The sequence below is a fragment of the Aquabacterium humicola genome (genome assembly GCF_030167915.1).
GTDB classification, from domain to species: domain Bacteria; phylum Pseudomonadota; class Gammaproteobacteria; order Burkholderiales; family Burkholderiaceae_C; genus Pseudaquabacterium; species Pseudaquabacterium humicola.
Map to the genome: position 1 here is coordinate 21,895 of NZ_JARGNB010000002.1, position 25,150 is coordinate 47,044.

General features: G+C 68.5%; 24 protein-coding genes. 9 read left to right on the forward strand and 15 right to left on the reverse strand.

What is annotated here, in order from left to right; translation table 11 throughout:
• Positions 1-110 precede the first annotated feature (110 nt).
• A complete protein-coding gene (locus P1K89_RS10345; RefSeq protein ID WP_284616371.1) occupies positions 111-293 on the reverse strand; it encodes a hypothetical protein in 183 nt (60 codons plus the stop codon).
• 199 nt (positions 294-492) lie between these two features.
• Between P1K89_RS10345 and P1K89_RS10350 the strand changes: the two genes are divergently transcribed.
• Positions 493-861, forward strand: a complete 369-nt coding sequence (locus P1K89_RS10350; protein WP_284616372.1) for a GFA family protein — start codon at positions 493-495, stop codon at positions 859-861.
• Between the two features lie 99 nt (positions 862-960).
• Here the strand turns inward: P1K89_RS10350 and P1K89_RS10355 are convergent, their stop codons facing one another.
• From P1K89_RS10355 to P1K89_RS10365, 3 genes are all read right to left on the reverse strand, one after another.
• Positions 961-1,143 (reverse strand): hypothetical protein, encoded by a 183-nt coding sequence (locus P1K89_RS10355; protein ID WP_284616373.1) that lies wholly within the window; start codon positions 1,141-1,143, stop codon positions 961-963.
• A 153-nt stretch (positions 1,144-1,296) separates the two neighbouring features.
• A complete protein-coding gene (locus P1K89_RS10360) occupies positions 1,297-1,767 on the reverse strand; it encodes a DUF2214 family protein (RefSeq protein WP_284616374.1) in 471 nt (156 codons plus the stop codon).
• 98 nt (positions 1,768-1,865) lie between these two features.
• A complete protein-coding gene (locus tag P1K89_RS10365; RefSeq protein WP_284616375.1) occupies positions 1,866-2,084 on the reverse strand; it encodes a cysteine-rich CWC family protein in 219 nt (72 codons plus the stop codon).
• A gap of 80 nt (positions 2,085-2,164) precedes the next feature.
• Here P1K89_RS10365 and P1K89_RS10370 point away from each other — a divergent pair, with 80 nt between their 5' ends.
• The 3 genes from P1K89_RS10370 (at position 2,165) to P1K89_RS10380 (ending at position 4,360) form a co-directional block, all read left to right on the forward strand.
• Positions 2,165-2,602, forward strand: coding sequence for a MerR family transcriptional regulator (locus P1K89_RS10370; RefSeq protein ID WP_284616376.1), 438 nt, complete (start codon positions 2,165-2,167; stop codon positions 2,600-2,602).
• Positions 2,599-3,012 (forward strand): nuclear transport factor 2 family protein, encoded by a 414-nt coding sequence (locus P1K89_RS10375; protein ID WP_284616377.1) that lies wholly within the window; start codon positions 2,599-2,601, stop codon positions 3,010-3,012. The genes P1K89_RS10370 and P1K89_RS10375 overlap by 4 nt, the downstream gene beginning before the upstream one ends.
• A 151-nt stretch (positions 3,013-3,163) precedes the next feature.
• Positions 3,164-4,360, forward strand: coding sequence for an alpha/beta hydrolase family protein (locus tag P1K89_RS10380; protein ID WP_284616378.1), 1,197 nt, complete (start codon positions 3,164-3,166; stop codon positions 4,358-4,360).
• Between the two features lie 3 nt (positions 4,361-4,363).
• Here P1K89_RS10380 and P1K89_RS10385 read toward each other — a convergent pair whose 3' ends face one another.
• Both P1K89_RS10385 and P1K89_RS10390 read right to left on the reverse strand, forming a co-directional pair.
• The gene (locus P1K89_RS10385; RefSeq protein WP_284616379.1) at positions 4,364-5,914 is read right to left on the reverse strand and encodes a class I adenylate-forming enzyme family protein; all 1,551 of its coding nucleotides are present in this window, start codon (positions 5,912-5,914) and stop codon (positions 4,364-4,366) included.
• A 14-nt stretch (positions 5,915-5,928) separates the two neighbouring features.
• Positions 5,929-7,659 carry a 2-hydroxyacyl-CoA lyase gene (locus P1K89_RS10390; RefSeq protein WP_284616380.1) on the reverse strand — a complete coding sequence of 577 codons (1,731 nt, stop codon included), beginning with the start codon at positions 7,657-7,659 and terminating at the stop codon, positions 5,929-5,931.
• 129 nt (positions 7,660-7,788) lie between these two features.
• Between P1K89_RS10390 and P1K89_RS10395 the strand changes: the two genes are divergently transcribed.
• The gene (locus P1K89_RS10395) at positions 7,789-8,454 is read left to right on the forward strand and encodes a GntR family transcriptional regulator (protein WP_284616381.1); all 666 of its coding nucleotides are present in this window, start codon (positions 7,789-7,791) and stop codon (positions 8,452-8,454) included.
• Positions 8,455-8,482: 28 nt separating this feature from the next.
• On the opposite strand, the gene P1K89_RS10400 is transcribed toward P1K89_RS10395, so the two are convergent.
• The 6 genes from P1K89_RS10400 to P1K89_RS10425 form a co-directional block, all read right to left on the reverse strand.
• Entirely contained in the window at positions 8,483-9,640 is a 1,158-nt protein-coding gene (locus P1K89_RS10400; RefSeq protein WP_284616382.1) for an acyl-CoA dehydrogenase family protein, read from the reverse strand.
• A 23-nt stretch (positions 9,641-9,663) separates the two neighbouring features.
• Positions 9,664-11,028 carry an MmgE/PrpD family protein gene (locus P1K89_RS10405; protein WP_284616383.1) on the reverse strand — a complete coding sequence of 455 codons (1,365 nt, stop codon included), beginning with the start codon at positions 11,026-11,028 and terminating at the stop codon, positions 9,664-9,666.
• Between the two features lie 16 nt (positions 11,029-11,044).
• Entirely contained in the window at positions 11,045-12,223 is a 1,179-nt protein-coding gene (locus tag P1K89_RS10410; protein WP_284616384.1) for a thiolase family protein, read from the reverse strand.
• Positions 12,220-12,624 (reverse strand): Zn-ribbon domain-containing OB-fold protein, encoded by a 405-nt coding sequence (locus P1K89_RS10415; protein WP_284616385.1) that lies wholly within the window; start codon positions 12,622-12,624, stop codon positions 12,220-12,222. Before P1K89_RS10415 ends, P1K89_RS10410 begins: the two co-directional genes overlap by 4 nt.
• A gap of 71 nt (positions 12,625-12,695) precedes the next feature.
• Positions 12,696-14,213, reverse strand: coding sequence for a class I adenylate-forming enzyme family protein (locus tag P1K89_RS10420; RefSeq protein WP_284617473.1), 1,518 nt, complete (start codon positions 14,211-14,213; stop codon positions 12,696-12,698).
• 29 nt (positions 14,214-14,242) lie between these two features.
• Positions 14,243-15,241, reverse strand: coding sequence for a Bug family tripartite tricarboxylate transporter substrate binding protein (locus tag P1K89_RS10425; protein ID WP_284616386.1), 999 nt, complete (start codon positions 15,239-15,241; stop codon positions 14,243-14,245).
• A gap of 144 nt (positions 15,242-15,385) precedes the next feature.
• Between P1K89_RS10425 and P1K89_RS10430 the strand changes: the two genes are divergently transcribed.
• Positions 15,386-16,297, forward strand: coding sequence for a LysR family transcriptional regulator (locus tag P1K89_RS10430; RefSeq protein WP_284616387.1), 912 nt, complete (start codon positions 15,386-15,388; stop codon positions 16,295-16,297).
• 86 nt (positions 16,298-16,383) lie between these two features.
• On the forward strand, positions 16,384-20,448 hold the full coding sequence (locus P1K89_RS10435; protein ID WP_284616388.1) for a COR domain-containing protein: 4,065 nt from the start codon (positions 16,384-16,386) through the stop codon (positions 20,446-20,448).
• Between the two features lie 105 nt (positions 20,449-20,553).
• Here P1K89_RS10435 and P1K89_RS10440 read toward each other — a convergent pair whose 3' ends face one another.
• Positions 20,554-20,832, reverse strand: a complete 279-nt coding sequence (locus tag P1K89_RS10440; protein WP_350081436.1) for a DM13 domain-containing protein — start codon at positions 20,830-20,832, stop codon at positions 20,554-20,556.
• A gap of 29 nt (positions 20,833-20,861) precedes the next feature.
• Between P1K89_RS10440 and P1K89_RS10445 the strand changes: the two genes are divergently transcribed.
• Positions 20,862-21,982 (forward strand): IS3 family transposase gene (locus tag P1K89_RS10445; protein WP_284616389.1). Its coding sequence is split into 2 segments (ribosomal slippage): positions 20,862-21,117 and positions 21,117-21,982, totalling 1,122 coding nucleotides; the frame shifts between segments, so codons are not numbered across the junction.
• On the opposite strand, the gene P1K89_RS10450 is transcribed toward P1K89_RS10445, so the two are convergent.
• Together P1K89_RS10450 and P1K89_RS10455 are read right to left on the reverse strand one after the other, a co-directional pair.
• A complete protein-coding gene (locus tag P1K89_RS10450; RefSeq protein WP_284616390.1) occupies positions 21,877-22,224 on the reverse strand; it encodes a hypothetical protein in 348 nt (115 codons plus the stop codon). The two genes, P1K89_RS10445 and P1K89_RS10450, sit on opposite strands and share 106 nt — an antisense overlap.
• Positions 22,224-23,660, reverse strand: coding sequence for an aminotransferase-like domain-containing protein (locus tag P1K89_RS10455; RefSeq protein WP_284616391.1), 1,437 nt, complete (start codon positions 23,658-23,660; stop codon positions 22,224-22,226). The genes P1K89_RS10450 and P1K89_RS10455 overlap by 1 nt, the downstream gene beginning before the upstream one ends.
• 215 nt (positions 23,661-23,875) lie before the next feature.
• Between P1K89_RS10455 and P1K89_RS10460 the strand changes: the two genes are divergently transcribed.
• Complete coding sequence (locus P1K89_RS10460; protein WP_284616392.1) at positions 23,876-25,138, forward strand: MFS transporter; 1,263 nt, start codon at positions 23,876-23,878, stop codon at positions 25,136-25,138.
• The last annotated feature ends 12 nt before the right edge of the window (positions 25,139-25,150 follow it).

Sequence of the window (25,150 nt, forward strand, 5' to 3'; positions counted from 1 at the left end):
GCTGGCGCGGCGATCGTAGACGGTGCCGGCGGCGCAACGAGCGAAACGTGAACCCTGGAACGGCGAAAGCCCCGCGAGGCGGGGCTTTCTGTTCGGAGCGGATGGGACGATCAGCCGCGCGCGTCGCGCTTGCCGATCACCACCACCTGCTGCACCGGCGCGTTGTCGGTCTGGGCCATCTCGTGGTTCGCCACGCTGCTGTTCGCCAGCGCGCCCATGCTGCCCAGCGATGCCAGCGTCACCATCGCGGCGAGGCCGAAGGCGGTGGCTTGGGTGGCGATCTGCTTGAACATGGTGGGCTCCGGTCTGTCGAGTGGCATCGCGGTGTTGCGATGGGGTGAACTCTAGGGATCGGGGCTGCGGCGCGACAGCGGCTTGCGATGAAGCGCCGGCGGCGGTGGATGAACCGTCGGTGGCCGCGACGGTCGGTTCCCGAGGACGGACGGCCACAGTGGACCGGCGTCGTCTCGCACGGTCCTTCAGGGAGGCTCCATGACATCACGCACCGCGTCCTGCCAATGCGGCCAGCTGCGCATCGAACTGCGTGGCGAGCCGCGTGCCGTCGGCGTCTGCCATTGCCTGGCGTGCCAGCGCCGCACCGGCAGCGTGTTCGCAGCGCTCGCGGGGTTCGCGCCGCCCTACACCGTGACCGGCACGGCCACCGAGTACGTTCGAACCGGCGACCAAGGCGCGCAGTTCCGCTTCCGCTTCTGCCCGGTCTGCGGCTCGACCGTCTTCCACACCGAAGAGGGCTTCGAGCAGGACGGCGTCTCGGTGGCCGTCGGCGCGTTCGGCGACCGCCGACCGACTCGGTGTACGACTGCCGGCGCCATGCGTGGGTGCGCTTGCCGGAGGGCGTGACGGTGCACGAGAAGGATCCCTGCTGAGGGCGCCTCGCCCGCCAGCAATGCGAAAGCCCCGCCGAGGCGGGGCTTCGTGATTCGGAGCGGGGGGGAGCGATCAGCCGCGCGCGTCGCGCTTGCCGATCACCACCACCTGCTGCACCGGCGCGTTGTCGGCCTGGGCCATCTCGTGGTTCGCGACGCTGTTGTTCGCCAGCGCGCCCATGCTGCCCAGCGAGGCCAGCGTGACCATCGCGGCGAGGCCGAAGGCGGTGGCTTGGGTGCTGATCTGCTTGAACATGGTGGGCTCCGGTCTGTCGAGTGGCATCGCGGTGTTGCGATGGAGTGAACTCTAGGGAACGGCGCCCGGGCGCGACAGCGGCTTGCGATGAACTGCGGGCGGTGGCGGATGAACTGTCGCCGGCCGCGACGGAAGCGGGACCGGCGGGCGGCTTCAGGCCCCGCGCCCGGTGATCCCGTGCGCCATCAGCGTCGCCGCCAGCGGGATCAGTGCCAGCAGGTGCAGCTCGATCAACAACCAGCGGCGCACGCGCTGCACGGCATCGGCAGGCGGGGTGAAGGCGGCGTCGGCCTTCGCTGCCTTCGACCATTGCAGGAAGCGCAGCGTCGGCAGGATCGAGACCAGGCCGACCAGCACGAAGAGCGTGAACTTGGCGTGGAAGACCGGGTTGGACAGGTAGTAGGCGCTGCCCTTGAGGCCCATGAAGAGGCGCAGCCCGCCGGTGACCAGGGTCAGCACCGCGAAGCCGCCGTAGAGGCCGTCGAGCGTCCTCAGGCGGTGCAGCGCGTCGGCGCGCAGGATCGGGCGCACCAGCAGCAGTTCGGCGACCAGCAGGCAGGCGGTGCCGATCAGCGCGACGAAGTGGGCATAGGCGAGCAGGCTGTCGAAGAGCAGGGCGTTCATGGCGGTGAAAGTCCTCGTGGGTTCTCGTTGGGAGCGGCGACGGAGTCTGCCATCGGCGCGGCGGCGCGCCGAAGGTCTGCCGGCGCCCGGGCCGACGGTCAGCCGTCGCCGCGTCCGGCGTCCACGCACCGCCGGCAGATGCAGGCGAGGCCGCGCTGCTCCGCCGGCACGCGGTCGAGCAGCGCGGCGGGGATGCGTGCCTGCGAACACCAGCAGTCGACGTCGAAGCGTCCGCAGCCGGCCGGTGCGCAGTCGTTGGGACCGCCGCACAGCGGGCAGCGAAGGTTCGGCAGCGGGGCGGCAGCGGGCAGGTCCATTGCGCCAGTATCGGCCCCATTGCACAAAGGGCTTGACTTCGAGTGCACTCTAGGTCGTCCAATCGCCGCCGGAGCTGTGCATGACCACCCCCGACGATGCCTCCACGCTCGCCATCGGCGAGCTCGCCGCCCGCACCGGCCGAACGGTGCACGCCATCCGCTGGTACGAAGCGCAGGGCCTGGTGCCCGGCGTGCAGCGCGACGGCGGCGGCCGGCGCCGGTACCACGAGCGCCACGTCGGCTGGCTGCAGCTGATGGAACGGCTGCGCCGCACCGGCATGTCGATCGCCGAGATGCGCCGCTACACCGCGCTGGTGCAGCAGGGCCGCGCGACGCTGGCGCAGCGCGAGACGATGCTGCGCGAGCACCGCGCGCGCGTGGAGGCGACGATCGCCGACTGGACGCAGGCGCTGGAACTGCTCGACGAGAAGATCCATTTCTACGGGCAGTGGATGGCGACCGGGAAGCGTCCACCGCTGCTGCCCCCCGTCTCTTCCCGACGAAAGCGCAACCGATGAACACGACGCACGACAACAAGCAGCTGATGCAGCGCATCTTCGATGCCCTGGCCGACGGCGACGGCCGGCCCTTCGTCGACGCGATGGACGAGGACTTCGTCTGGGAGATCGCCGGCCACTCGGCCTGGTCGCGCCGCTGGGAAGGCAAGGCGGCGGTGCGGCGCGAGCTGTTCAAGCCGCTGTTCGCCCGCTTCGCGACGACCTATACCAACCGCGCGCTGCGCTTCGTCGCCGAGGACGAGCACGTGGTGGTCGAGTGCCGCGGCGACGTGCTGACGCACGGCGGGGCGGCCTACCGCAACACCTACTGCTACGTTTGCCGGCTGGCCGGCGGCAAGCTCAAGCACCTGGTCGAGTACATGGACACCGAGCACGCGATGCAGGTGCTCGGTGCCCCGGAGACAGCCTGAGCGGCGAACGTGCCCGGGGCGGCCGCTGCTGCTGCCGCCGCTTCGATGATCGAGATCAGGGCCGGGTGGCGCGACGACGCCATCGGCGCGCGCGGCGAGACCCGGCGGTCGCACAATGGCTGCACTTCGCGACTTCCTGTTTCGCCTTGCCATGTTTCCCTCCCTGATCGCGGCGCGGCGCATGGCGCTCGCTGCGCTGGTCGTGCTGCTCGTCGCCTGTGGCGGCGGCGGAGGTGGCTCCCCGACGCCACCGCCCGAGCCCGAAGAGCCGATCGTCGAGACCGTCGGCCCCGGCCAGTTCAAGTCGGCGACGCAGCTGCGCGTGGTGTCCACCGGCGAGATGACGCAGGCCATCGCGGCGGCCGGCACGCGCGCGCCGGTGATCACGCCGCGCTACGCGGTCACCGCCCACCGCCTGACCTACCTGACGCGCGACGGCCAGGGCCGCGAGATCCTGGCGTCGGCACTGATCGGCGTGCCGGTGAAGCCGGCCGGCCAGCGCAGCCCGGTGCTCGCGTACCAGCACGGCACGCTGTTCCGCGACAACGAGGCGCCCAGCAACCATGCGGTGGCGTCCGAGCCGGCGCTGATCATGGCCTCGCTCGGCTACATCGTCGTGGCCGCCGACTACGTGGGTTATGGCGTCTCGAAGGGCGCGCCGCATCCCTACCTGCTGTCGGCGCCGTCGGCGTCCGCGGTGCTGGACCTGATCACCGCGGCCAAGTACTGGCGCCAGACCCACCGTGTGCTCGACAACAAGCAGCTGTTCCTCGCCGGCTATTCCGAAGGCGGCTACGTGACGATGGCCGCGCACCGCGCGCTGCAGTCCCAGGCCAGCCCCCACCTGGCGAACCTGGCCGGCGTGGTGCCAGGCGCGGGGCCGTACAGCGTCAAGGTGACGCTGGATGCCCTGCTCGACCTGGTGTCGGACGAGAACCCGCTGCTGGGCGCGCTGATCCGCCCCGGCCTGCTGAAGAACCTGGGCGCCAGCGCGCGCCGCCAGGTGCGGGACGAGCTGCTGAAGCACCTGCTGCCCGACGATGCCGACGTCAACTTCGACGTCACCTTCCTCGACAACTTCCTCGCCGACGACACCGCCGAGATCGAGCGCGTGAGCAACGTTCACGACTGGAAGCCGGCGCTGGCGCCGAAGCTGTACCACGGCCGCGACGACCGCACCGTGCCGTACCCGGCCAGCACGCGCACCGTCGCGGCGATGCAGGCGCAGGGCGCCGTCGGCGTCACGCTGACCGACTGCCCCGCGATTCCCGCCGGGCACCTGGAATGCGTGGTGCCCTACTGGAGCTTCATGCTGAACCAGCTCGCCCTGAGCGCGCGGGATCTTTGAGCGTCAGCGCGCGTAGCGCTCGCGCAGCAGCCGGTGCTGGATCTTGCCGGTGGCCGTGCGCGGCATCTCGGCCGCGTCGATGAAGCGCACCGCGCGCGGGCGCTTGTAGCCGGCGATGCGCTCGCGGCACCAGTCCAGCAGCGCGGCTTCCGTCACCGCTTCGCCGGGCTTGCTCACCACCACTGCCAGCACGGCCTCGCCCCACTTGGCGTCGGGGATTCCGACCACCGCGACGTCCTGCACCGCCGGGTGCGCACCGAGCATCGCCTCGACCTCCGACGGGTAGATGTTCTCGCCGCCGCTGATGATCATGTGGCTCTTGCGATCGACGAGGTGGATGAAGCCCTGCTCGTCGCGGCGCGCGAGGTCCCCCACCGAGCACCAGTCGCCGCGGAAGCACTCGGCCGTCTTCTCCGGGTTCTTCCAGTAGCCGTCGAAGACATAGGCGGTGCGCGAATGCAGCTCGCCGACCTCGCCGTCGGCCACCTCGCGGCCGTCGGCATCGAGCAGCTTGATCGCGCCGGTGCCGGCCCACTCGCGGCCGACCGAGCCCAGGTGGGCGATCTGCTCGTCGGGCCGCAGGATCGTCACCCAGCCGGCTTCGGTCGAGCCGTACAGCTCGAACAGCTTCGCCTGCGGGAAGAGCGCCAGGATGCCCAGCTTGGTCTCGCGCCGCGCCGGTGCCGACGACACCAGCAGCTTGCCGACCGCGCTCAGGTCGTGCTTCGACTTCGTCTGCGCCGACAGCTCCAGCATCATGATGTAGTGCGTCGGCACCAGCGAGGTGAAGCTGATGCGCTGGTTCGCCAGCGTCGTCAGCAGCGCCTCGGGATCGAAATGGCGGCGGTCGTCGATGACGATGGTCGCGCCCAGCATCGTGAAGGTGACCGCGAAATAGAGCGAGTTCGCATGGCACAGCGGCATCACCAGCAGGCCGGTGTCCGCGGCGCTCAGGCCGAACTCCAGCGCGGTGGCGAAGGCCAGCAGCGCGTTGCCTTCGTGGCTGCGCATGGCCCCCTTCGGCCGGCCGGTGGTGCCGGAGGTGTACATCAGCGCGAACAGGTCCTCGGGCTTGACCGTGATGCGCGGCGCCGTGGCCGGCGCGCCCCCGATCAGGGCCTCGTAGTCCTGCCAGCCGCCCCGCAGCGGGCCGTCGAACAGCACGTAGCGCTGCGGGTCGACATCGAGCTCGCCGCGGATGCGTTCGACCGTCTCGCGCAGCGCGTCCTGCACGACCATCGCGCGGGCTTCGCTGTGCTGCACGATGTAGGCGATCTCCGCGCCGGTGAGGCGGAAGTTCACCGGCACCGCGACGAGGCCCGCACGCGCCAGCGCGGCATAGAGCTCCAGCCATTCGATGGCGTTGTAGGCCAGCAGCGCGACCCGGTCGCCCTTGACCAGGCCCAGCGCGAGCAGGCCATTGGCGAGCCGGCTCGCGCGCTGGTCCCATTCGGCGTAGCTCAGCGAACGGCGCGAGTCGCGCGCGGCGGGCTTGGCGCCTTGCGTGCGCGCGTGTGCGGCGAGCGAATCGGACAGGGTCAGCAGGTGGCTCATCGCGGCGCTCCTCGTCAGCCCTGGTTCGAGCGGGCCTGCTCGGCCTCGTCCCACGCGGTGAGCGCCTGGCGGTCCGGCACCCAGCCCAGGCCCTTGCCGGCGTCGGAGCTCAGCGCGTCCTGCGTGACGACGACGTCGATCAGTGCCGGTGCGTTGGCGAAGGCTTCTTCGATCGCCGCCTTCAAGCGCGCCGGGTCGGTCACGCGCTCGGCATGCAGGCCGAAGGCGCGCGCCATCGCCGCGTAGTCGCTGTATGCGAGCGTGGTGCCGACCACGCGGCCGCCGTAGTTCATCTCCTGGTCCAGCCGCTCGATGTTCCAGGCGGCGTTGTTCGAGACGATGAACACCGCCTTCGCGCCGTGGCGCTTGGCGCTGTCGATTTCCATCGCGTTGATGCCGAAGGCGCCGTCGCCGGTGATCGCCACCACCTGGCGCTGGGGATGCAGCAGCGCCGCTGCCACCGCGTAGGGCGTGCCCACGCCCAGGCAACCGAAGGCGCCGGCATCGAGGTAGTGGCGCGACTCCAGGCCCATGCGCGCGAAGCTCAGCAGGTCGCCGCCGTCGGCGATGGTGATCGCGTCCGGCCCGAGCACCTCGCGCAGCGCGCCGAAGATGCGGTTCGGATGCATGTGGCCGTCGCGGCCGGCTTCGGCGCGCGAGAGCGCCTGCGCGTGTGTCGTCGAACGCTTGACGTGCTCGGCATGCAGGCTTTCGGTCCAGCCGTGGTCGAGCGACGTCGACGGCGACTTCACGGCTTCGGCCAGCGCCGTCAGCGCGAGCGCCGGGTCGGCGAGCAGCTCAACCTCGCCGCGGCGGTTGTCGCGCAGCTCGTCGGCATGGTCGGCGATGCGGATGAAGCGTGCGGCCTTGAAGACCGCCGGCGAGCCGTAGGCCAGCTGGTAGTCGAGCTTCCGGCCGACCACCAGCACGCAGTCGGCTTCGGCCATCGCGCGGGCGCGCACCGCACCGGCGATGGCCGGATGCGACGGCTCGACCAGGCCGCGGCTTTCCTGCGTATCGAGGTAGAGCGCGCCGCAGGCGTTGAGCAGGCTGGTCAGCGCGGCGCCGCAGCCGCGGGCGCCGCGGCCGGTGATGACCAGCGGACGACGCGCCTCGCGCAGCAGGTCGGCGGCGCGGGCCACGTCGGCGGCAACGGGTGACAGCACGCGGCGCGGCTTGGCGCGCAGGTGCTCGTCGAGCACCCAGGCCTCCGGAACGACCTGGCGCAGCACGTCGGTCGGGATCTCGATGTAGACCGGCCCCGGCGAATTGCCATCGCCGTCGGCCATCGCCCAGGCCTTGTCGAGGTCGCGCGCGATCTGCTCGGCCACGCGCAGGGTGCGGGACGAGCGCGTCACCGGTGTCAGGATCGCTGCATGGTCGATGCCCTGCAGCGGCCCCAGGTCGTCCTGCGGGCGCGGCGGACAGCCGCCGATCAGCAGCACCGGCACGCGCTCGAGGTGCGCGTTGGTCATCGCGGTGACGCAGTTGGTGACGCCGGGGCCGGCGGTGGCCATCGCGATGCCCACCGTGTCCGACAGCGCCGCATGCGCATGCGCCATGTGCACCGCGGCGCCTTCGTCGCGCACGTCGACGATGCGCACGCCCAGTTGCGCCAGGTGGTCCCAGATCGGCTGGATGTGGCCGCCCTGCAGGCCGAAGATGCGGTCGACGCCGCGGGCAACGAGGAAGCGGGCGACGATCTCGGCGACGGTGCGGCCGGTGCGGTCGTTGGCAAGGGACATGGCGATCCTTTCGGCAGGGCGGGCAGGCGATTCGGCCACTTTAGAACTCTGAATTCAGAGTTCCATGAGGGTAAACGCGGAGTTCTGAATTCAGAGTTCGAATGCCGGTCGCTGGACTACACTGCGCGCATGAAGACGCTGTCGGTGCAACCCAACCTCGCGGAGCAGGTGCGCGACGCGATCCTCGCGGAGATCGAATCCGGCGCGCTGAAGGCCGGCGAACGCGTGATCCAGGAGCAGGTGGCCGCCGCGCTGGGCGTGTCGCGCCAGCCGGTGCAGCAGGCGCTGCTGCTGCTGCGCAACCAGGGTGTGCTGCGCGAGGCGCCGGGGCGCGGGCTGATCGTCGCCGCGCTCGATCCCGACGAGGTCGAGCACATGTACGCGATGCGTGCGGTGATCGAGGGCCTGGCCGCGCGACGCGCCGCCGAGACGAACGCCGAGCGCGCCGCGCGGCAGGGCCCGGCGCTGATCGAGGCCGGCCGCAAGGCGGTGGCCTCGGGTTCGGTGCCCAAGCTCGTCGCTGCGGACATGCGCTTCCACGAGCTGATCTACGCGCTGTCCGGCAACCCGCTGGTGGCGCCGGCGATGGCCGCGCATTGGAGCGCGACGCAGCGCGTGATGGGCGAGGTGCTGCTGCGCGACGAGGCGCCGCGCGACATCTGGGACCAGCACGAGGCGATGCTCGACGCCATCATGCGCGGCGATGGTGATGAAGCCGAGGCGCTGGCGCGCCGGCACATCACACAGGCCGGCGACTACATGGTGGCGCGGCTGCGGCGGGAAGCAGCGGCCTGAGCGCCGCCGTGCGGCGTGTTTCGCCGCGCTACGCCTGCGCCGCCTCGCGAATCATGTTGCGCGCGATCACCAGCTGCTGGATCTGGCTGGTGCCCTCGTAGATGCGGAACAGGCGCACGTCGCGGTAGAAGCGCTCGATGCCGTGGTCGGCCACGTAGCCCGAGCCGCCGAAGATCTGCACCGCGCGGTCGGCTACGCGGCCGCACATCTCGGACGCGAAGAGCTTGCAGCACGAGGCCTCGGTGGCCACGTTCTCGCCGGCATCGCGGCGGCGCGCGGCATCGATCACCATGCAGCGCGCGGCGTAACACTCCATCTTGCTGTCGGCCAGCATCGCCTGCACCAGCTGGAATTCGGCGATCGGCTGGCCGAACTGCTTGCGCTCGATCGCGTAATGCAGCGCGTCCTCCAGCATGCGCTCGGCCACGCCGACGCAGATCGCGGCGATGTGGATGCGGCCCTTCTCCAGCACCTTCATCGCGGTCTTGAAGCCCATGCCCTCCTGGCCGCCGATCAGGTTGGCGGCGGGCACGCGCGCGTCCTCGAAGATCACGTCGGCGGTGTGCGCGCCGCGCTGGCCCATCTTCTTGTCGGGCTTGCCGATCGTGATGCCCGGCGTGTGGCGGTCGACGATGAAGGCCGACACGCCGCCCGCGCCCTTGTTGCTGGCATCGGTGCGCGCCATCAGCGTGAACAGCCCCGCCTGCGGCGCGTTGGTGATGAAGCGCTTGGTGCCGTTGACGATGTAGTGGTCACCGTCCTTGCGCGCCGTGGTGCGCAGCGAGGCGGCGTCCGAGCCGGCTTCCGGCTCGGTCAGCGCGAAGGACGCGATCAATTCGCCGCTGGCCAGCAGCGGCAGGTACTTGTCCTTCTGCGCCGGCGTGCCGTCGATCAGGATGCCCTGCGAGCCGATGCCCACCGTGGTGCCGAACAGCGAGCGGAACGCGGGCGAGGTGCGGCCCATCTCGAACATCACCAGCGCCTCTTCCTCCATCGTCAGCCCGAGGCCGCCGTAGGACTCGGGGATGGTCAGGCCGAAGAGGCCCATCGCCTTCATGTCGGCGACGATGTCCTCGGGGATTTCGTCGGTCTCGGCGACGGTGTGCTCGGCCGGAAGGAGCCGCTCCTTGACGAAGCGGCGCAGGCTGTCGAGGAAGGCGTTCAGCGTGTCGGGGTCGCGGATCATGGGGACGTTCCTCGCATTCGGTTTCAGGGCAGCAGGCGCTCGATGCGCGGCCACTCGGCCAGGTGCCAGGCGCGGGCCATCAGTTGGTCCATCTCCGCGCTGCTCGCGCCCTGGCCGTAGGCGGCCAGGGCACGCGCCTTGGCTTCGATCTCGGCGCGGCTCAAGGTATTGCCCGGGTCGCCCTTGGGTTCGTCGACACGGCCGTGCAGCGTGCGGCCGTCGGTGGTGAGCACGCTCACCTTGCCGATCCAGCGCTGCGGGTACGCGCGATCGACCTCGTCGTCGTGCTGCATCTGCACCTTTCGACGCACGCCGGCCACGCGCGGGTCCTGGTAGTGCGCATCGAAGTCGGCGAGGCCGGCGCGGTCGAATACCGCGATCAGCCCCAGCACCGTGCCCATCGAGAACTTGCTCTGGTGCACCGTCTGCGGATTCACCACCGGCCCCAGCACGTCGATCGCGCCCTGGTGCACGTGCGCGGTGACCTGCTCGATCTGCTCGGCGCGCAGGCCGTGCGTGCGCATCACCTGCTGCAGCGCGTCGGCGGCCGGATGGGTGTGGCGGCAGGAGGCGTGGTACTTGAACGAGGTCTCGGCCAGCGCCCAGCGGCTGCCCAGGCCCTCGGTCAGCTTCGCCGGATCGGCATCGCCGCGCGACATGCCGGCGGCCAGCCCCTGCGGGCCTTCGAGGATGCGCTGCGCGCCGGTGAAACCGTCCTGCGCCAGGTAGGCGGCCAGCAACCCGTCCGACGCCGCCTTCGCGGTGTGCAGCTGCTTGGAATCCGCCGCATCGCGCAGGAATTCCCACAGCCCCGCGGCCTGCGTGCCGGCCGAGCCGAAGGCATGCAGCATCTGCGCCGCGTCCAGCTTCAGCAGCCGGCCGACCGCCGCCGCCGCGGCCAGCGTGCCGGCGGTCCCGGTGGTGTGGAAGATGCGGTAGTGCGAACGACCCAGGAACTCGCCGACGCGGATGCCGACTTCATAACCCGCGACCGACGCGGCCATCAGTTCCGACCCCGACGCACCGATGGCCTGCGCCACCGCCAGCGCGGGCGGGAACACCACCGCCGCCGGATGGAAGACCGAGCCGTTGTGCACGTCGTCCTGCTCGGCCACGTGCGACGCGGCGGCATTGACCATCGCGGCGAACAGCGGGCTCGAGCGCGTGCGCGAGATCAGCACCTCGCTCGGTCCGTCGGCCGGGCCCATGACTTTCGCGATCCGCGCGATGCTTTCCACCGGCCGCGAACCCTTGCCGGCCAGCACCGAGCCGAGCCAGTCGAGGAACAGGTCCTCGGTGCGGCGCTGCACCGGCGCGGGGATGTCGTCGAGCCGCAGCCCGGCGGCGAAGGCGGCGAGGGTGCTGCTGGGATGGTCGTGCCCGCTCATGAGAAGGTCCTTTCGCTCACAGGGTCTCGGCGAGGCCGAGCACGGCCGTCGATTGGCTGGACAGCGTGCCGCCGTTGCCATGCGCGATCGCGGTCTTCACGTTCGCCACCTGGCGTGCGCCGCCTTCGCCGCGCAGCTGCCGCACCGCCTCGATCAGCGCGAAGATGCCGTACATGCCCGGGTGCACGCAGGACAGCCCGCCGCCATTGGTGTTCACCGGCAGACGTCCGCCCGGCGCGATGCCGCCGTTCTCGACGAACGCGCCGCCTTCGCCCTTCGCGCAGAAGCCCAGGTCCTCGAGGAACAGCAGCACGTTGATCGTGAACGCGTCGTAGAGCTGCACGACATCGATGTCCTTGGGCGCGAGACCCGCCATCGCGAACGCGGCTTTCCCCGAATCGCGCGCGGCGGTCACCGTCAGGTCGTGCATCGACGAGATCTGCCGGTTCCACACCGCGGTGCCGTTGCCGAGCACGTAGACCGGGGTCTTCGGCAGGTCGCGCGCGCGATCGGCGCGCACCAGCACGACCGCGCCGGCGCCGTCGGTGACGAGGCAGCTGTCGCGCACCGTCAGCGGGTCGCTGACCATGCGGGCGTTCAGCACCTCGTCGATGCTCAACGGATCGCGCATGAAGGCTTCGGGGTTGCGCTGCGCCCATTGGCGCGCGGCCACCGCCACTTCGGCGAGCTGGCGCCGCGTGGTGCCGAACTGGTGCATGTGGCTCGAGGCGGCGAGCGCGTAGGCCGACAGCGGCAGCATCGGCTCGTAGGGCATCTCGTAGGGCTGCGGGTCGAGGAAGCGGCGGCTCGCCACCACCTCCTTGCGGCCGAACGTGGCGGTGCGCTGCGCGCTGCCGTAGCAGACCAGCGCGGCATTGCACTGGCCCGATTGCAGCGCGCGCATCGCCGGCAGCAGGTGCGCGATGAAGCTGGAGCCGCCGATCATCGTGCCGTCGATGTAGGTGGGCCGGATGCCGAGGTACTCGACCACCGGCAGGGTCCACATCGTCGCGCTGGCGCTGGCGGTGCACAGGCCGTCGATGTCGGGCATCGTCAGGCCGGCATCGGCCACCGCGGCGCGCGCGGCGTGGGCCAGCAGTTCCATGTCGGTGTAGCCGGGCGCTTCGCCGCAGCCGAAGGTGGCGGCGCCGACGATCGCCGCGCTGCCCCGCAAGGACGTCAGGTCGCCGCTCATGCCTTGGCTCCTTCGCCGACCAGCAGGTCGAACACGACCACGCCTTGCCCGTTCTGCTGCACGACGCGCGCCTTCACGCGCTGGCCGATGCGCACGTCGCTGCAGGGCACCCCTTCGACGCGGCTCATCAGCCGCACGCCTTCGTCCAGGTCGACCAGCGAGACATTGACGTCGCCGCCGGCCTCGGCCTTGCGGCGCACCGTCGTCGCCGCGTAGACCGTGCCGGTGCCCTGCGGTGCCTCGAAGGCCAGCTCGCCGTGGCCGCAGTGCGGGCACAGCGCCCGCGGGAAGTAGACCGCCTTGCGGCAGCCGCCGCAGCGCTGGATCAGGAAGGTGCCGTCGTTCAGCGCCGCCTGGTGGCGGGCCAGCACGCCGCCGGCGGGATCGAGGGGGGGAGTCATGGCGTCTTGCATGGGTTGGAGCATCGGCGCGGCGCGCTGGAAGCGCAATCTGCGAATGCAAAAGGGGGTGTTCAGCGCGACGCGGCGGCGGGCGCGTCCAGCGTCGCCAGCAGCTCGCGCTTGAGCACCTTGCCGCTGAGCGTCATCGGGAAGCTGTCGACCACCTTGATGCGCGCCGGCCGCTTGTACGGCGCGAGGCGCTCGCGCAGGTGGGCGTCCAGTGCCGCGTGGTTGAGCTCGAAGCCCGGCTTCAAGGTCACGAAGGCCAGCACCTCCTCGTTGCCGTCGCCTTCGGGCCGGCCGACCACTGCCGCGGCGCGGATCGCGGGGAACGCATGCAGCGCGCCTTCGACCTCGGCCGGGTAGACGTTGAAGCCCGAGCGGATGATCATCTCCTTCAGCCGCCCGACGACGAAGAGCGCGCCGGCGGCATCGAGGTAACCCAGGTCGCCGCTGGCGTACCAGCCGTCGCGCATCACCGCGGCGGTGGCCGCTGCGTCGCGGAAGTAGCCGGCCATCAGGCCGCGGCCGCGCATCAGGATCTCGCCGCGCTCGCCCACGGCCAGGTCGCGCCCGTCGGGGCCGACGATGCGCAGCTCGGCGCCGTCGACGCGTGTGCCGGCCGAGGTGTCGTCGCGGTGCTCGCCGAGCGCGGTGACGTAGACGGAGCCCGCGTACTCCGACAACCCGTAGCCGTGGTGCAGCGGCTGGCCGAAGCGCGCCTCGACCTGGCGCTTCAACGCCATGTCGAGCGGGCCGGCGCCGGTGTACACATAACGCAGCGCGGGCGCGGCCGGTCGCTCGATGCGCCGCTCGTCCATGAACGCCAGCAGCCGCGAGAACAAGGTCGGCGGCCCCTGCAGCTGCGACACCCGGTGCCGCGCCAGCGCGTCCAGCACGTCGGCCGGATCGAACTGGCTGCGCATCACCAGGCTCGCGCCGGCGGCCAGCGAGGCCATCAGCACCGTGCCCAGGCCGAAGATGTGGGTCATCGGCAGGTAGGCGTAGGCGCGGTCGTCCGGCGTGAGATGGCGGGACTGTGCCGACACGCGGCCGAAGTGCAGCAGCCCGTCGTGCGTGACCATCACGCCCTTCGGCGTGCCGGTGGTGCCCGAGGTGAAGATGATCGCGGCGATGCGCTCGGCGAGCGCGCCGGTCTCGGCGCGGGCCTCGGCGCGCACCGCGCTGCGCGCGAGGCCCGGCACGGCCGAGCCGGTGGCGCCGAAACGTTCGGCATGGCGTGCCGCCGCGCTCGATACCGCGGCGGTGAAGTAGACGCAGCGGGCATCGGCCTTGTCGGCAAAAGCCTGCACCTCGCCCGGCGCCATGCGCGCATTGACGCCGCACGACCAGGCGCCGATGCGGCTGCAGGCCACCAGCAGCGCGACATGCTCGGGGCAGTTCTCGGCGACGATCAGCACGCGGTCGCCGGCGCGCACGCCGTCGCCGCGCAGCTCGTGTTCCAGCGTATCGGCCAGCCGGCCGAGCGTTCCGAAGTCGACGTCGCGGTCCGGCAGATGCAGGAAGGGCCGCGCCGGCTCGCGCCGGAGCCAGTCGTCGAAGGCCTCGTGGAAACGCTGCATCGCCATCGTCTTCACCACCCCCTCAGCGAATCAGCTCATTCGAACTTGATGCCGGCGGTGACGCCGCGCCACAGCTCGAAGTCCGCGCGCTGCTGCGCGGCCAGCTTCGCCGGCTCGCCGGTCCACATCTCGTAGCCGGCGTCGGCCCAGGTCTTGCGCAGGCCCTCGTCGGCCAGCGCCTTGTTCACCGCGGCATTGAGCTGCTTCACCTGCTCGGCCGGCAGCTTGGCCGGGCCGTAGACGCCGTACCAGCCGATCACCTCGTAGCCGGGCAGGCCGGCTTCGTGCATCGTCGGCACGTCGGGCAGCGACGGATTGCGGGTCTTCGACGTCACCGCCAGCGCACGCACGCGGTTCGACTGGATGTAGGTGCGCGCGGTGCTGACGATGTCGAACATCATCGCCAGCTGGCCGCCGATGACGTCGGTCATCGCCGGCGCGTTGCCCTTGTACGGCACGTGCATCAATTGCGTACCGGTCTGCTTCGCGAAGAGCTCGCCGCTCAGGTGGTTGGACGCGCCCATGCCCGCCGAGCCGTAGGCCAGCGTGCCGGGATGCGCCTTGGCGTGCGCGATCAGCTCCTGCAGCGACTTCACCGGCAGGTCCTTGTTGACCACCAGCGCGTTCGCGTAGCTCAGCACCGGCGACACCGGCGCGAGGTCCTTCGTCGTGTCGATGTTGGTGGGCTTGAGCACGTGCGGGCTGATCGTCAGCGTCGGGCTGGCGCCGAAGTACAGCAGCGTGCCGTCGGGCGGCGACTTGGCGACGAGCTCGGCGCCGAGCAGGCCGGCGGCGCCCGGGCGGTTGTCGACCAGCACCTGGCGGCCGAGCTCGCGCGCGAGCAGCGGGGCGAACTGCCGCGCGGCCGAATCCACCGGGCCGCCCGCCGCGTAACCGACGACCAGCCGCAACGGCGTGCCGGAGGCATTCGCGGGGGCCTGCGCGCGTGCCGGCGCCAGCGCGGCCGCGCTCACCGCGGCGGCGAAGGCCGCGACGAGCGCACGGCGCCCCAAGCGAGTAAAGGGCAGGGTCATCGTTGTCTCCTTCAGCGGCTGCGTCCTGGCGAAGGATGGCCGCGGCGGCCCGCGGGCGCCATCTGTATTTCCGAAAGGGGGTGTTCAGGCCCGGCCGGCCGGGCAGGGGGCTGCCGCACAATGGCCGCAACCCCCGACGCCGCCATGCATTTCGACCTGACGGACCTGCGGCTCTTCGTCTACGTGGCCGAGGAGTCCAACCTGCGCAAGGGCGCCGAGCGCGCCTGCATCTCGCTGGCCGCGGCCAGCACGCGCATCAAGCAGCTCGAGGACAACATCGGCGCCAAGCTCTTCTACCGCAAGCCGCAGGGCGTGGAGCTGAATCCGGCCGGCGAGGCGCTGCTGCACCATGCGCGTTTGGTGCTGCAGCAGGTGGAGCACCTGAAGGTCGACCTGCGCGAGTACGCCAGCGGCATCAAGGGCCACGTGCGCATCCTGGCCAATACCACGTCGATCAGCAGCGCGCTGCCCGCCGCGCTGGCCAGCTTCCTGGCGCGGCATCCGGACGTCAGCATCGACCTGCACGAGCGCCTGAGCCACGAGATCGTCATCGCCATCAACGAGGCGCATGCCGACATCGGGCTGATCGCCGGCAACGTCGACACCGAGGGCCTCGAAGTGCGCGACTTCGTCGGCGACGAACTGGTCGTCGTCGTGCCGCTGGGCCACCGGCTGGCGCAGGGCAAGGGCGCGCGCGCGAACTTCGTCGACACGCTCGACGAGCACCACATCTCGCTGGCCGAAGGCAGCGCGCTGGCCAGCTTCCTGCCGCCGCTGGCGCGCGCGCTCGGCCGTCAGCTGAGCTTTCGCATCCAGGTCAGCAGCTTCGAGTCGATCTGCCTGCTGGTGGAGGCGGGCGTGGGCATCGGCATCATCCCGAAATCCTCGGCGCTGCGGCATGCGCGCACGATGAAGCTGCAGATGGTGTCGCTGGCCGACGAGTGGGCCAAGCGCGAGACGAAGATCGTCAGCCGCGCGCATGCAGCGCTGCCGAAGCTGGCCGGGGAGCTGATCCGGCACCTGGCGAACTTCCAGTTCGAGGAGCGGTTGTTGTAGCCTAGATCCAGCTGCGACCAGCGTCCGAGGCGGCGCGCCCCTCGCGGCCCCTAGCAATCAAGTGAACGCGAGTTGGAGGTTCGGTCATGACAACGCCCCAGGTGATCAATGTCAGTGCCGAGGAACTGGACGCTATCCTACGCAGCAAGGCCGAAGAAGTTTCTGAAATCACACTAATCGGAGCGAGTTGTAGTGGGCGTGCACTCCTAGACCTCTCGTACGACTTGCCAGGCCACCCAATCTATCGTCTTACAAGGTGGAGCAGTTTTCTGCTTGAGACACTGGCGGGGCTCAACCACCTGAACCAACTCGTACTAGGGAGCCTCGATCTATCGACCGACGATGTTCGCGCGATAGGGCGGGATTTTGGTCGTTTAAGCAGGCTGGGCGTTTGGGGGGCCGGCCTTGGAAGAGAAGACGTGCGCGTCATTGCCGAAGGGCTTCCACAATTGACGTCACTGGACCTAAGCGGCAGCGAAATCGGAGATGAAGCGTTGCTCTTCATTGCGGACGGCCTTGAGCGCCTCGAATCCCTCGACGTTAGTGGAAGCAATATTGGAGAGGCTAGTGCGTGCACCATAGTTCACCGCTTTCCACGACTGAAATCCCTTCGAATCGGGTCGAACAAGATCGGAGAGAGGGGTGCAGTTGCAATCGCTGAAGGCTTGGGAGCCTTGGAGAGGCTCGATGTTGGACGCAACAAGATTGGGCAGATTGGTGTGCGCACTATCGCGCAACGTCTTCCGCAGTTGACGTTCTTGGACATCAGCGGCAACGACCTCGGAGAGTGGGGCGCAAAGGAGATCGCCTCAAGTCTTGTGAATCTGCAGAGGTTGGATATTAGCGACAACAGAATTGGAGCGGCCGGCGCGTCTGCGATTGCTCAGCAGCTCGATCAATTGACTTCGCTAGAGATCAGTCGGAACGAAATTGGTGTCGCCGGAACGAGCGAAATCACGCGGCGTCTGCGGCGACTCAAATCCTTGAGCATAAGCAAGAACGGCTTAGGCGAAGACGGCGCCAAAGCCATTAGCCAGAGTCTTCTGCAACTAACCGATCTCAACATTCGCAGCAACGACATAGGCGACGTAGGTGCTACTTTGATCGGTGGTCATCTTGCCAACCTTGTGTTCCTCGATATCGGCTGGAACAAGATTGGCGAGACTGGTGGTGCAGCCTTGGCTTCAGGGCTGCAGCGGCTAAGGCATCTCGACATTGCCTGGAACGAAATCGGAAGTGTTGGTTGCGCCTCGATCGCTCAGAAATTGCCGCTCCTCACGGATCTCGACGTCGGCCACAACAGTATCGGTGACGCTGGCGCAATCGCTGTTGGCTCGTGTTTGCGCGATCTCACACACCTAGAGATCGAAAGCAATGACATCACACATGCAGGTGCAGAAGCGATTGCTCGACTAAATGGGCTGGTCGAGCTCGCCATCGGTTTCAACGAGATTGGTGATCCCGGGGTGCGTTCAATTGCCACCCAGCTGAATACTCTGACTTCCCTAAAGATTCACAGCAACAAGATTTCGCGAGATGGCTGCGATGCCATAGGTGCAAGTCTCTCAACGCTCGAGTCTCTTGGGATATCTTATAACAGCATTGGTAGCGACGGCGCGCGACACATCGGACGACTATCTCGGCTTCGAGATCTCAGTGCCGTAAGGTGCGACATTGATGCCGCAGGCGCGCGAGCGCTGTCTGGAAGCCTCCGCAAGCTTAGGTTCCTGTCGCTTGATCAAAACAAGATCGGTGATGAGGGAGTTCGGCTGCTTGTCGAGAGGCTTCCAAACTTGCAGTACCTCTCCATTGAGGATGGCGGCGTCGGCGACAGTGGGGTCGCCGCGATCGCGCTCAGTAGCTCTATTTCCTACCTCGACCTGTCGAAGAATGAGCGGGTTTCCGACCTGAGTCCCCTTGCGTCCAATCTGTCACTGAAAAGGCTTCGCGTCGAGGCCACCTCGGTTTCAGATCTCTCGCCTCTCGCCGCGCGAATCGAGAGTGGGTGGTCAGTTTGTTGGGATTGGTCCTATGAAGGTATTGGGGTAAGAGATTGTCCGCTCGAGATCCCGCCTGTCGAGATCGCCCGGCAAGGGCCAGCCGCTGTTCTCAACTACTTCACGGAACGTAGGCGCCAGACGGTCGCTCGACTGCACGAAGCCAAGGTGTTGGTCGTTGGCGATGGGGGTGTTGGTAAGACAAGCTTGGTACGTCGTCTCTATCAAGTTGATCTTCCACTGCCGGGCGAAGATGAAACAACGCGTGGAATCGTTGTTCATAAGCAGGACTTTGCCGCGGATCATGGTGGCCAGTTTAGGCTTAACGTCTGGGACTTTGGTGGACAGCAAATCTATCACTCAACGCATCAGTTCTTCTTGACAAAGAGTTCGCTTTACGTGCTGGTCGACGACACGCGAAAGAGCGACAAGTCGATCCACGATGAATCCTTCAAATTCTGGCTTGAGGTCGTTGAAACCCTGAGTGACAAGAGCCCACTGTTGATCTTTCAGAATGAGAAGGGGGGGCGGAGCAAGGCCATCGACATTGCCGGCATCAGAGGGCGCTTTCCGAATGTCGCTGACATCTACTCTGGCAACTTGGAGCACACTGACTCAGTGAGCCACCTGCGAAAGGCGATTCAGTATTACGTTCAACGGCTTCCTCACGTTGGTAGTGAGGTGCCGGCCATGTGGATCGCCGTGCGGCAAGCGATTGAAGCGGAAGCTTCGAAAAGGCCGTTCATGACGCTGGAGGAGTACTTTGCGCTTTATGCTTCCTACCTTGAATTTGATCGATCCAGGGCGCTCTATCTGAGTCGCTACTTGCACGATCTGGGGGTGTTTTTGCATTTTCAAGACGACTTGCTACTGCGCAAGACGGTGATTTTGCAGAATCAATGGGCGACGGACGCAGTGTTTCGCATATTGGATGACGAAGCGATAAAGAAGGCGTTCGGTCGCTTTGCCTTGCAGGACTGCGAGCGCGTTTGGTCGGATGCGCGGTACGACGATATGCACGCCGAGCTTATCGGTCTGATGGGAAAGTTTGAACTTTGCTATCCGCTTCGGGACAGCGACCCAGAGTGTTGGCTAGCTCCGCAGTTGTTGACGCCGTCGCTACCCTCCGAGCTTGCCGATTGGGCGGATCCAACCGATCTCGTGGTGCGATTCCGATACACATTCCTTCCTCGTGGACTGGTGAATCGTCTTATGGTCCGCCAACATCGCTTCGCGAGGAGGCTGGAATGGTCTTGGGCCCATGGAGCATTCTTTGAGCATGGAAGCACTCAGGCACTAGTGCAGGAGACTCGGCGAGGCAGCGAAATCGAACTGCGCGCCCGGGGCCCGGAGTCGAAGGAATTGCTAAGTGTGCTTGTAGGCGACTTGGAAACAATCAATGAGACGTTCCATGGCTTGCGAGATCGAGTTGAAAAGCTCGTTCCTTGCATTTGCAGCGTTTGCCGAGTGACGACTGATCCTCAGATGTATAGCTTTCCAGAACTCGTTGAAAGGAAGAGGAGAAGCAAAGGGACGATCGAGTGCCGGCGAGAGCCCTATGAAGACGTGAGCGTTCGGGAACTGCTCGACGGAATTGAGGTCGGGCTTCTGCCGGATTGGGCGAGCGCGCCTGAGGAGTTGCGACCAACGCCTGGCCCCGCAACGCGGGAGATCACGATCTTCTTGGCGTCGTCGAGTGACCTGAATGATGACCGGGATGAGTTTGAGCGCTACTTCAGGCAGCAGAACGACAGGCTTCGTCGACAGGGGGTCTACTTGAGGATTGTGCGTTGGGAGAGTTATCTCGACGCAATGTCCGAGACTCGGTTGCAAGACGACTACAACAAGGAAGTGCGGGCATGCGACGTCTTTGTGAGCCTTTTCGAGACAAAGGCCGGCGCTTTCAGCGCGGAGGAGTTCAGCGTTGCGTTCGATCAGTTCCGGCGAACCGGAAAGCCACGGATCTATACCTATTTCAAGGAAGCAAATGTGTCCTTGAGTCGCGCAAAGCGGCAGGATTTGGAGTCACTTTGGGCGTTCAAGGACAAGTTGACAGAGCTTGGTCACTTCTTCACCTCCTACGAGAGCTCAGAGCACCTCAAGCGCCATTTTCGCGACCAGATTGATCTGCTGCTGGACCTCTCACGTGAATAAGGCGATGACTAGATCGGGGGGGCAGGTCATCAGCACGAGCGCAAGTGCCAGCCATGGTCGGTGCGATCTGGCCCATGCAGCCAAGCTCCGCGGAAGGGTTCGGCTCTACCGATACCGCGCCGCCGAGATGAACTGCCCGAAGGTCTCGCACCACACGATCACCGTCGTGTAGCGCCCGGGGTCGATGCCCGCGGGCACCGGCACGATGAAGTGGTCGAAGGTCTTCACGTCGCCGACGCGCTGCATCGTGGCCTTCAGGCGCCGGAAGTCCGCCTCGGTCTCGACAAACTCGGGCGACAGGTAGAGCTTGTAGTCCGGCCCGGGCGCCAGCCTGCCGTCCAGGCTGATGCGTAAGCTCCCCCGCTGAGGGGACAGTTTGAAAATGGAGACTTCCGCATCTTTGAGGCAGAGCGATGAGGAAGTCCAGGTTCACGGAAGCGCAGATCTTGGCGGTCTTGCGCGAAGGCGAGGCAGGCATGCCTGTAGCGGAGGTCTGCCGCAAGCACGGCCTCAGCACGGCGACGTACTACCAGTGGAAGAGCAAGTACGCGGGCATGTCGGCCAACGAGCTGAAGAAGGTCAAGGAGCTGGAGGCCGAGAACGCCCGGCTCAAGCGGATGTACGCCGAGCTGGCGTTGGAGAACGCAGCCATCAAGGACGTGCTGTCCCGAAAGCTGTGACGCCGACCGCCAGGCGAGCTGCCGTGAAGATCATGGTTGAAGAACACGATCTGTCGCGCGCTCGAGCCTGCAGGGCCGTGGGCCTGCCGCGGTCGGCGCTGTACAAGCCCACAACGGACCAGTTAGCCAAGGATGCGCCGCTCATTGATGCGATCAACGCTGTCGTCGACAAGCGACCACGCTGGGGCTTCTGGAAGTGCTTTGAGCGGCTGCGCTCGGACGGTCATGGCTGGAACCACAAGCGCGTATATCGCGTGTACTGCGGGATGCGTCTGAACCTCAAGCGCAGGGCCAAGCGTCGGCTCATCACACGCGAGCGCCAGCCCCTTCTGACGAGCCACGAAGTCAACCGGGTCTGGGCGCTGGACTTCATGCGTGACACGCTCTATGACGGACGGCCGTTCAGAACGCTCAACGTCATCGACGAAGGCAACCGCGAGGCGCTGCGGATCGAGTGCGGCACATCGATTCCATCGGCGCGAGTCGTGCGCGTCATGGACCAACTCATCGAGGTCTACGGCAAGCCGGAAGCCATCCGGCTCGACAACGGGCCGGAACTGACAGCGGACAAGTTCACCGACTGGGCCAAGGAGCATGGGATCAAGCTGCTGTTCATCCAACCCGGCAAGCCCAACCAGAACGCCTTCGTCGAGCGCTTCAACCGCAGCTTCCGCGAGGAGGTGCTGAACGCATGGCTGTTCAATGCGGTCAGCGAGGCACAGGCGGCGGCTGATGAATGGCTGGTCGACTACAACGAATGCCGGCCCCACGAGTCCCTGGGCAACGTGCCGCCGGCGGTGTTCCGGCCCAGGGTGTTCAACGCGGAAGTCTCTACTTCTGAACTGTCTACTTGACGGGGGAGCTTACGGATGCTGCGCGGCCCGATCGACACCGTGCCTTCGCCCCAGTGCAGCGCATCGCTGTCCTTCAGGTCGCGGCGGAAGCGGCCGGTCCACAGCGTCGGTCCCATCAGCGCCTGCAACTCGGCCGCACTCGGCGCCTGCGGCGCGATCAGCAGCGGCAAGGCATAGATGCCGAGGGCGAAGCCGAGGCCGAGGGCCAGCAGGTGCGTGGCGATCAGCAGCAGGCGTTTCATCACGGGCAGGCGGCGGCGGCGGGCCCGGGCTTACACAACGTCGATGCGATCTGCCCCAGCAGCCGCACGCCCGCCTGCCGCGTTTCGTCCAGCGGATGCGCCGCGGTGAGCCGCAGGCAGTGGTCGTAGTGCGTGCCGGTGGCGAAGACGGCGCCCGGCACGAAGCTGTAGCCTTGCTCGCGCGTCTGCTCGAGCAAGGCCAGCGCGTCGATGCCGTCGGGCAGCTCGACCCACAGCGCGTAGCCGCAGTCGCCGATGCCGATACGCGTGCCGCGCGGGAAGTGCTGCAGCACCGCGCGCCGCCAGTCGTCGACCTGCGTCTTCAATTGCCGCCGCAGCCGGCGCAGGTGGCGCTCGTAGCCCTCGCCGGCGAGGAAGTCGGCCAGCACCCGGTCGGTCAGCGCCGGCAGGAGCTCGCCGTGCACCGCACGCGCCGCGCGCAGCTGCAGGCGGTGACGCCCGCTGGCCACGTAGCCCAGGCTGAAGCCGGGGCCGGTGATGCAGGCGAAGCTGCCGCAGTACAGCACGCGATCGTCGGCGTCGACCGCCTTCAGCGGGCGCGGCCGCCGCAGGCCGGGGTGCAGCTCGCCCATCATGTCCAGCTCGATCAGCGGCAACGCGTGCCGTGCGAGGCCGTCGGCCAGCGCGGACTGCGCTGCGTCGCCGGGCACGCGGCCGTCCACGGCACTGCCACCCGTCGCGGTGATGCAGGCGGCGATCGGGCCGTGGCGGATCGCCTGCTCGAGGGCCGCCGCGCACAAGCCGCCATCGGCCGACGACGGCAGCGCCAGCGCGCGCAGGCCCAGGCTGGCGATCAGTTCCAGCGCCCGTAGCGGCGCGGGGCTGGTGACCGCGATGACGTCGCCGGGCCGGGCCAGCAGCTGCAGGCACAGCTGCAGCGACTCCCCTTCGCCGTGCGTGACCACGATGTGCTCGGGATCGAAGCGGCAGCCGAGGGCGGCCGAGCGCCGGGCCAGCTGCGCCCGCAAGGCGTCGGAGCCGAACACCAGGCCGGTGCCCAGCAGGGACGCATCGGCCTGCAGCTGGCGCGTCGCCAGGCGGCGCAGCGCGGCCAGCGGCAGCAGCGCGGGCGGCAGCGCCAGGTGGCCGAGCGACAGGCAGTCGTCGCGCGACGCGGCCAGCGCGATCACGCGCTGGCGGCGGCCGGCCAGCGCGATCGGCGATGCCGCGACCGCGGCCGCGACGGGTGCGGCGGCGGCGCGTGCGAAGAAGCCCTGGCGCGGCCGCGCCTCGATCAGCCCGGCGTCTTCCAGTTCGTGCAGCGCGTGGGTGACGGTCGCGAGGCTGGCCTCGTGTTCATCGCACAGCTGGCGCACCGACGGCAGCCGGCTGCCGGGCGGATAACGGCCCGAGCGCAGCGCCCCGGCGAGCGCGGAGGACAGCGTGCGGTAGCGGTGCGGGCGGCGGGACGTCACGGCGGCGGGTGCGGTCGAAGGGCTGCACGATAGCGGCTTCGGTCGCCCCTGTATCGACACAGCGGCCGCCGCGGCCGATCGATACACGGCCTCGCCTGTAGCGATGCGCTGGCCACCGCGCTGTGCCTTACCGCGCGGCGAACCGCTTCCTAGACTGCCGCCGCATTCAACGACAGGGGAGCACGAGCATGCTGCGGCCACGGGGGCGGAGGGGGATGTCGGGCACGGGCCCGGTGCGGGCGCTGCTGCTCGGCGAAGGGGTCGGCCTGCTGGCCAGTGCCGCGGCCCAGACCACCGTGGCCTGGTGGCTGGCCGCGCGCGGTGGCGGCGCCGACCTGGCGCGCTACGGCGCGGCGATGGCGGCGATCTCGCTGCTCGCCTTGCCGCTGCTGTCGCCGCTGGGCGACCGCTGGTCCCGGCGCCGCTTGATCCGGCTGGCCCAGGCCGGGCTGCTGCTGGATGCCGTGCTGCTGGCGCTGCTGGCCTGGCAGGACCTCTACCGGCTGCCGCTGCTGTGCGCTTGTGGCGCGCTGTCGGTGCTGGCCCAGGCGGTGCTGCTGCCCGCGCAGGCCAGCCTGCTGCCCGACCTGGTGCCGGCCGACCGGCTGCCCGAGGCGATCCGCTGGCGCCGCGGCGCGCAGGCCATCGGCGGCCTGCTGGGGCCGGCGCTGGGGGGCGCCGCGCTGGCCGCGGGCGGCGTGCCGCTGGCGGCGCTGCTCAACGTCGCGCTGTTCGTGCTGTGCGCTTGCGCGGCCTGGCAGCTGGGCGCGTCGACGGCGCCGGCGAGCCACGCGGCGGCGACCGGCTGGTTCGACGACCTCGCCGCCGGCCTGCGCGCGAAATGGCGGGTGCGGCTCGACCGCTGGTGGACGCTGGCGGGTGCGCTGATGATGGTCTTCCTGCTGCCGTGCACCGGGCTGCTGCTGCCGCTGCGGCTGCAGTCGCTGCAGCTGTCGGCGTCGTGGTTCGGGGCCTGCGGCGCGGCGCTGTCGCTCGGGGTGCTGGCGGGTGTCGCGGGCGGGGCCGATGCCTTGATCCGCCGTGTCGGCCGCCTGCGCGCGATCGGCATCGCGGTGGTCGCCTGCGGGCTCAGTATCGGGGCCGTCGGGCTGTGCGACCACGCGATGGCGCTGGTGCTGCTGTTCGGCATCGTCGGGCTGTGCCTGTCCGTCACCCAGCTCGTCGGCCAGACGCATCGTGCGCTGGCCGTGCCGCACGCCTTCCGCGCGCGCATGGCCGCCGGCCACCTGACGATCGCGCAGCTCGCGGCGATGCTGGCACCGGCGCTGGCGGGTGCGCTGCTGCTGCGCTGGCCGGTGTCGGTGGTCTACCTGAGCTTGGCGGCGGCCTTCCTCGGCAGCGGCCTGCTGCTGCTGGCCGTGCCGGACCTGGGCCGGTTCCTTCGGCTCGGGCCGGAGGACGTGAAGGACTGGTACGGCAGGACCTACCCGGAGGCCTTCACGGGGACGCAGCGCTGACCGGCGCCGTCG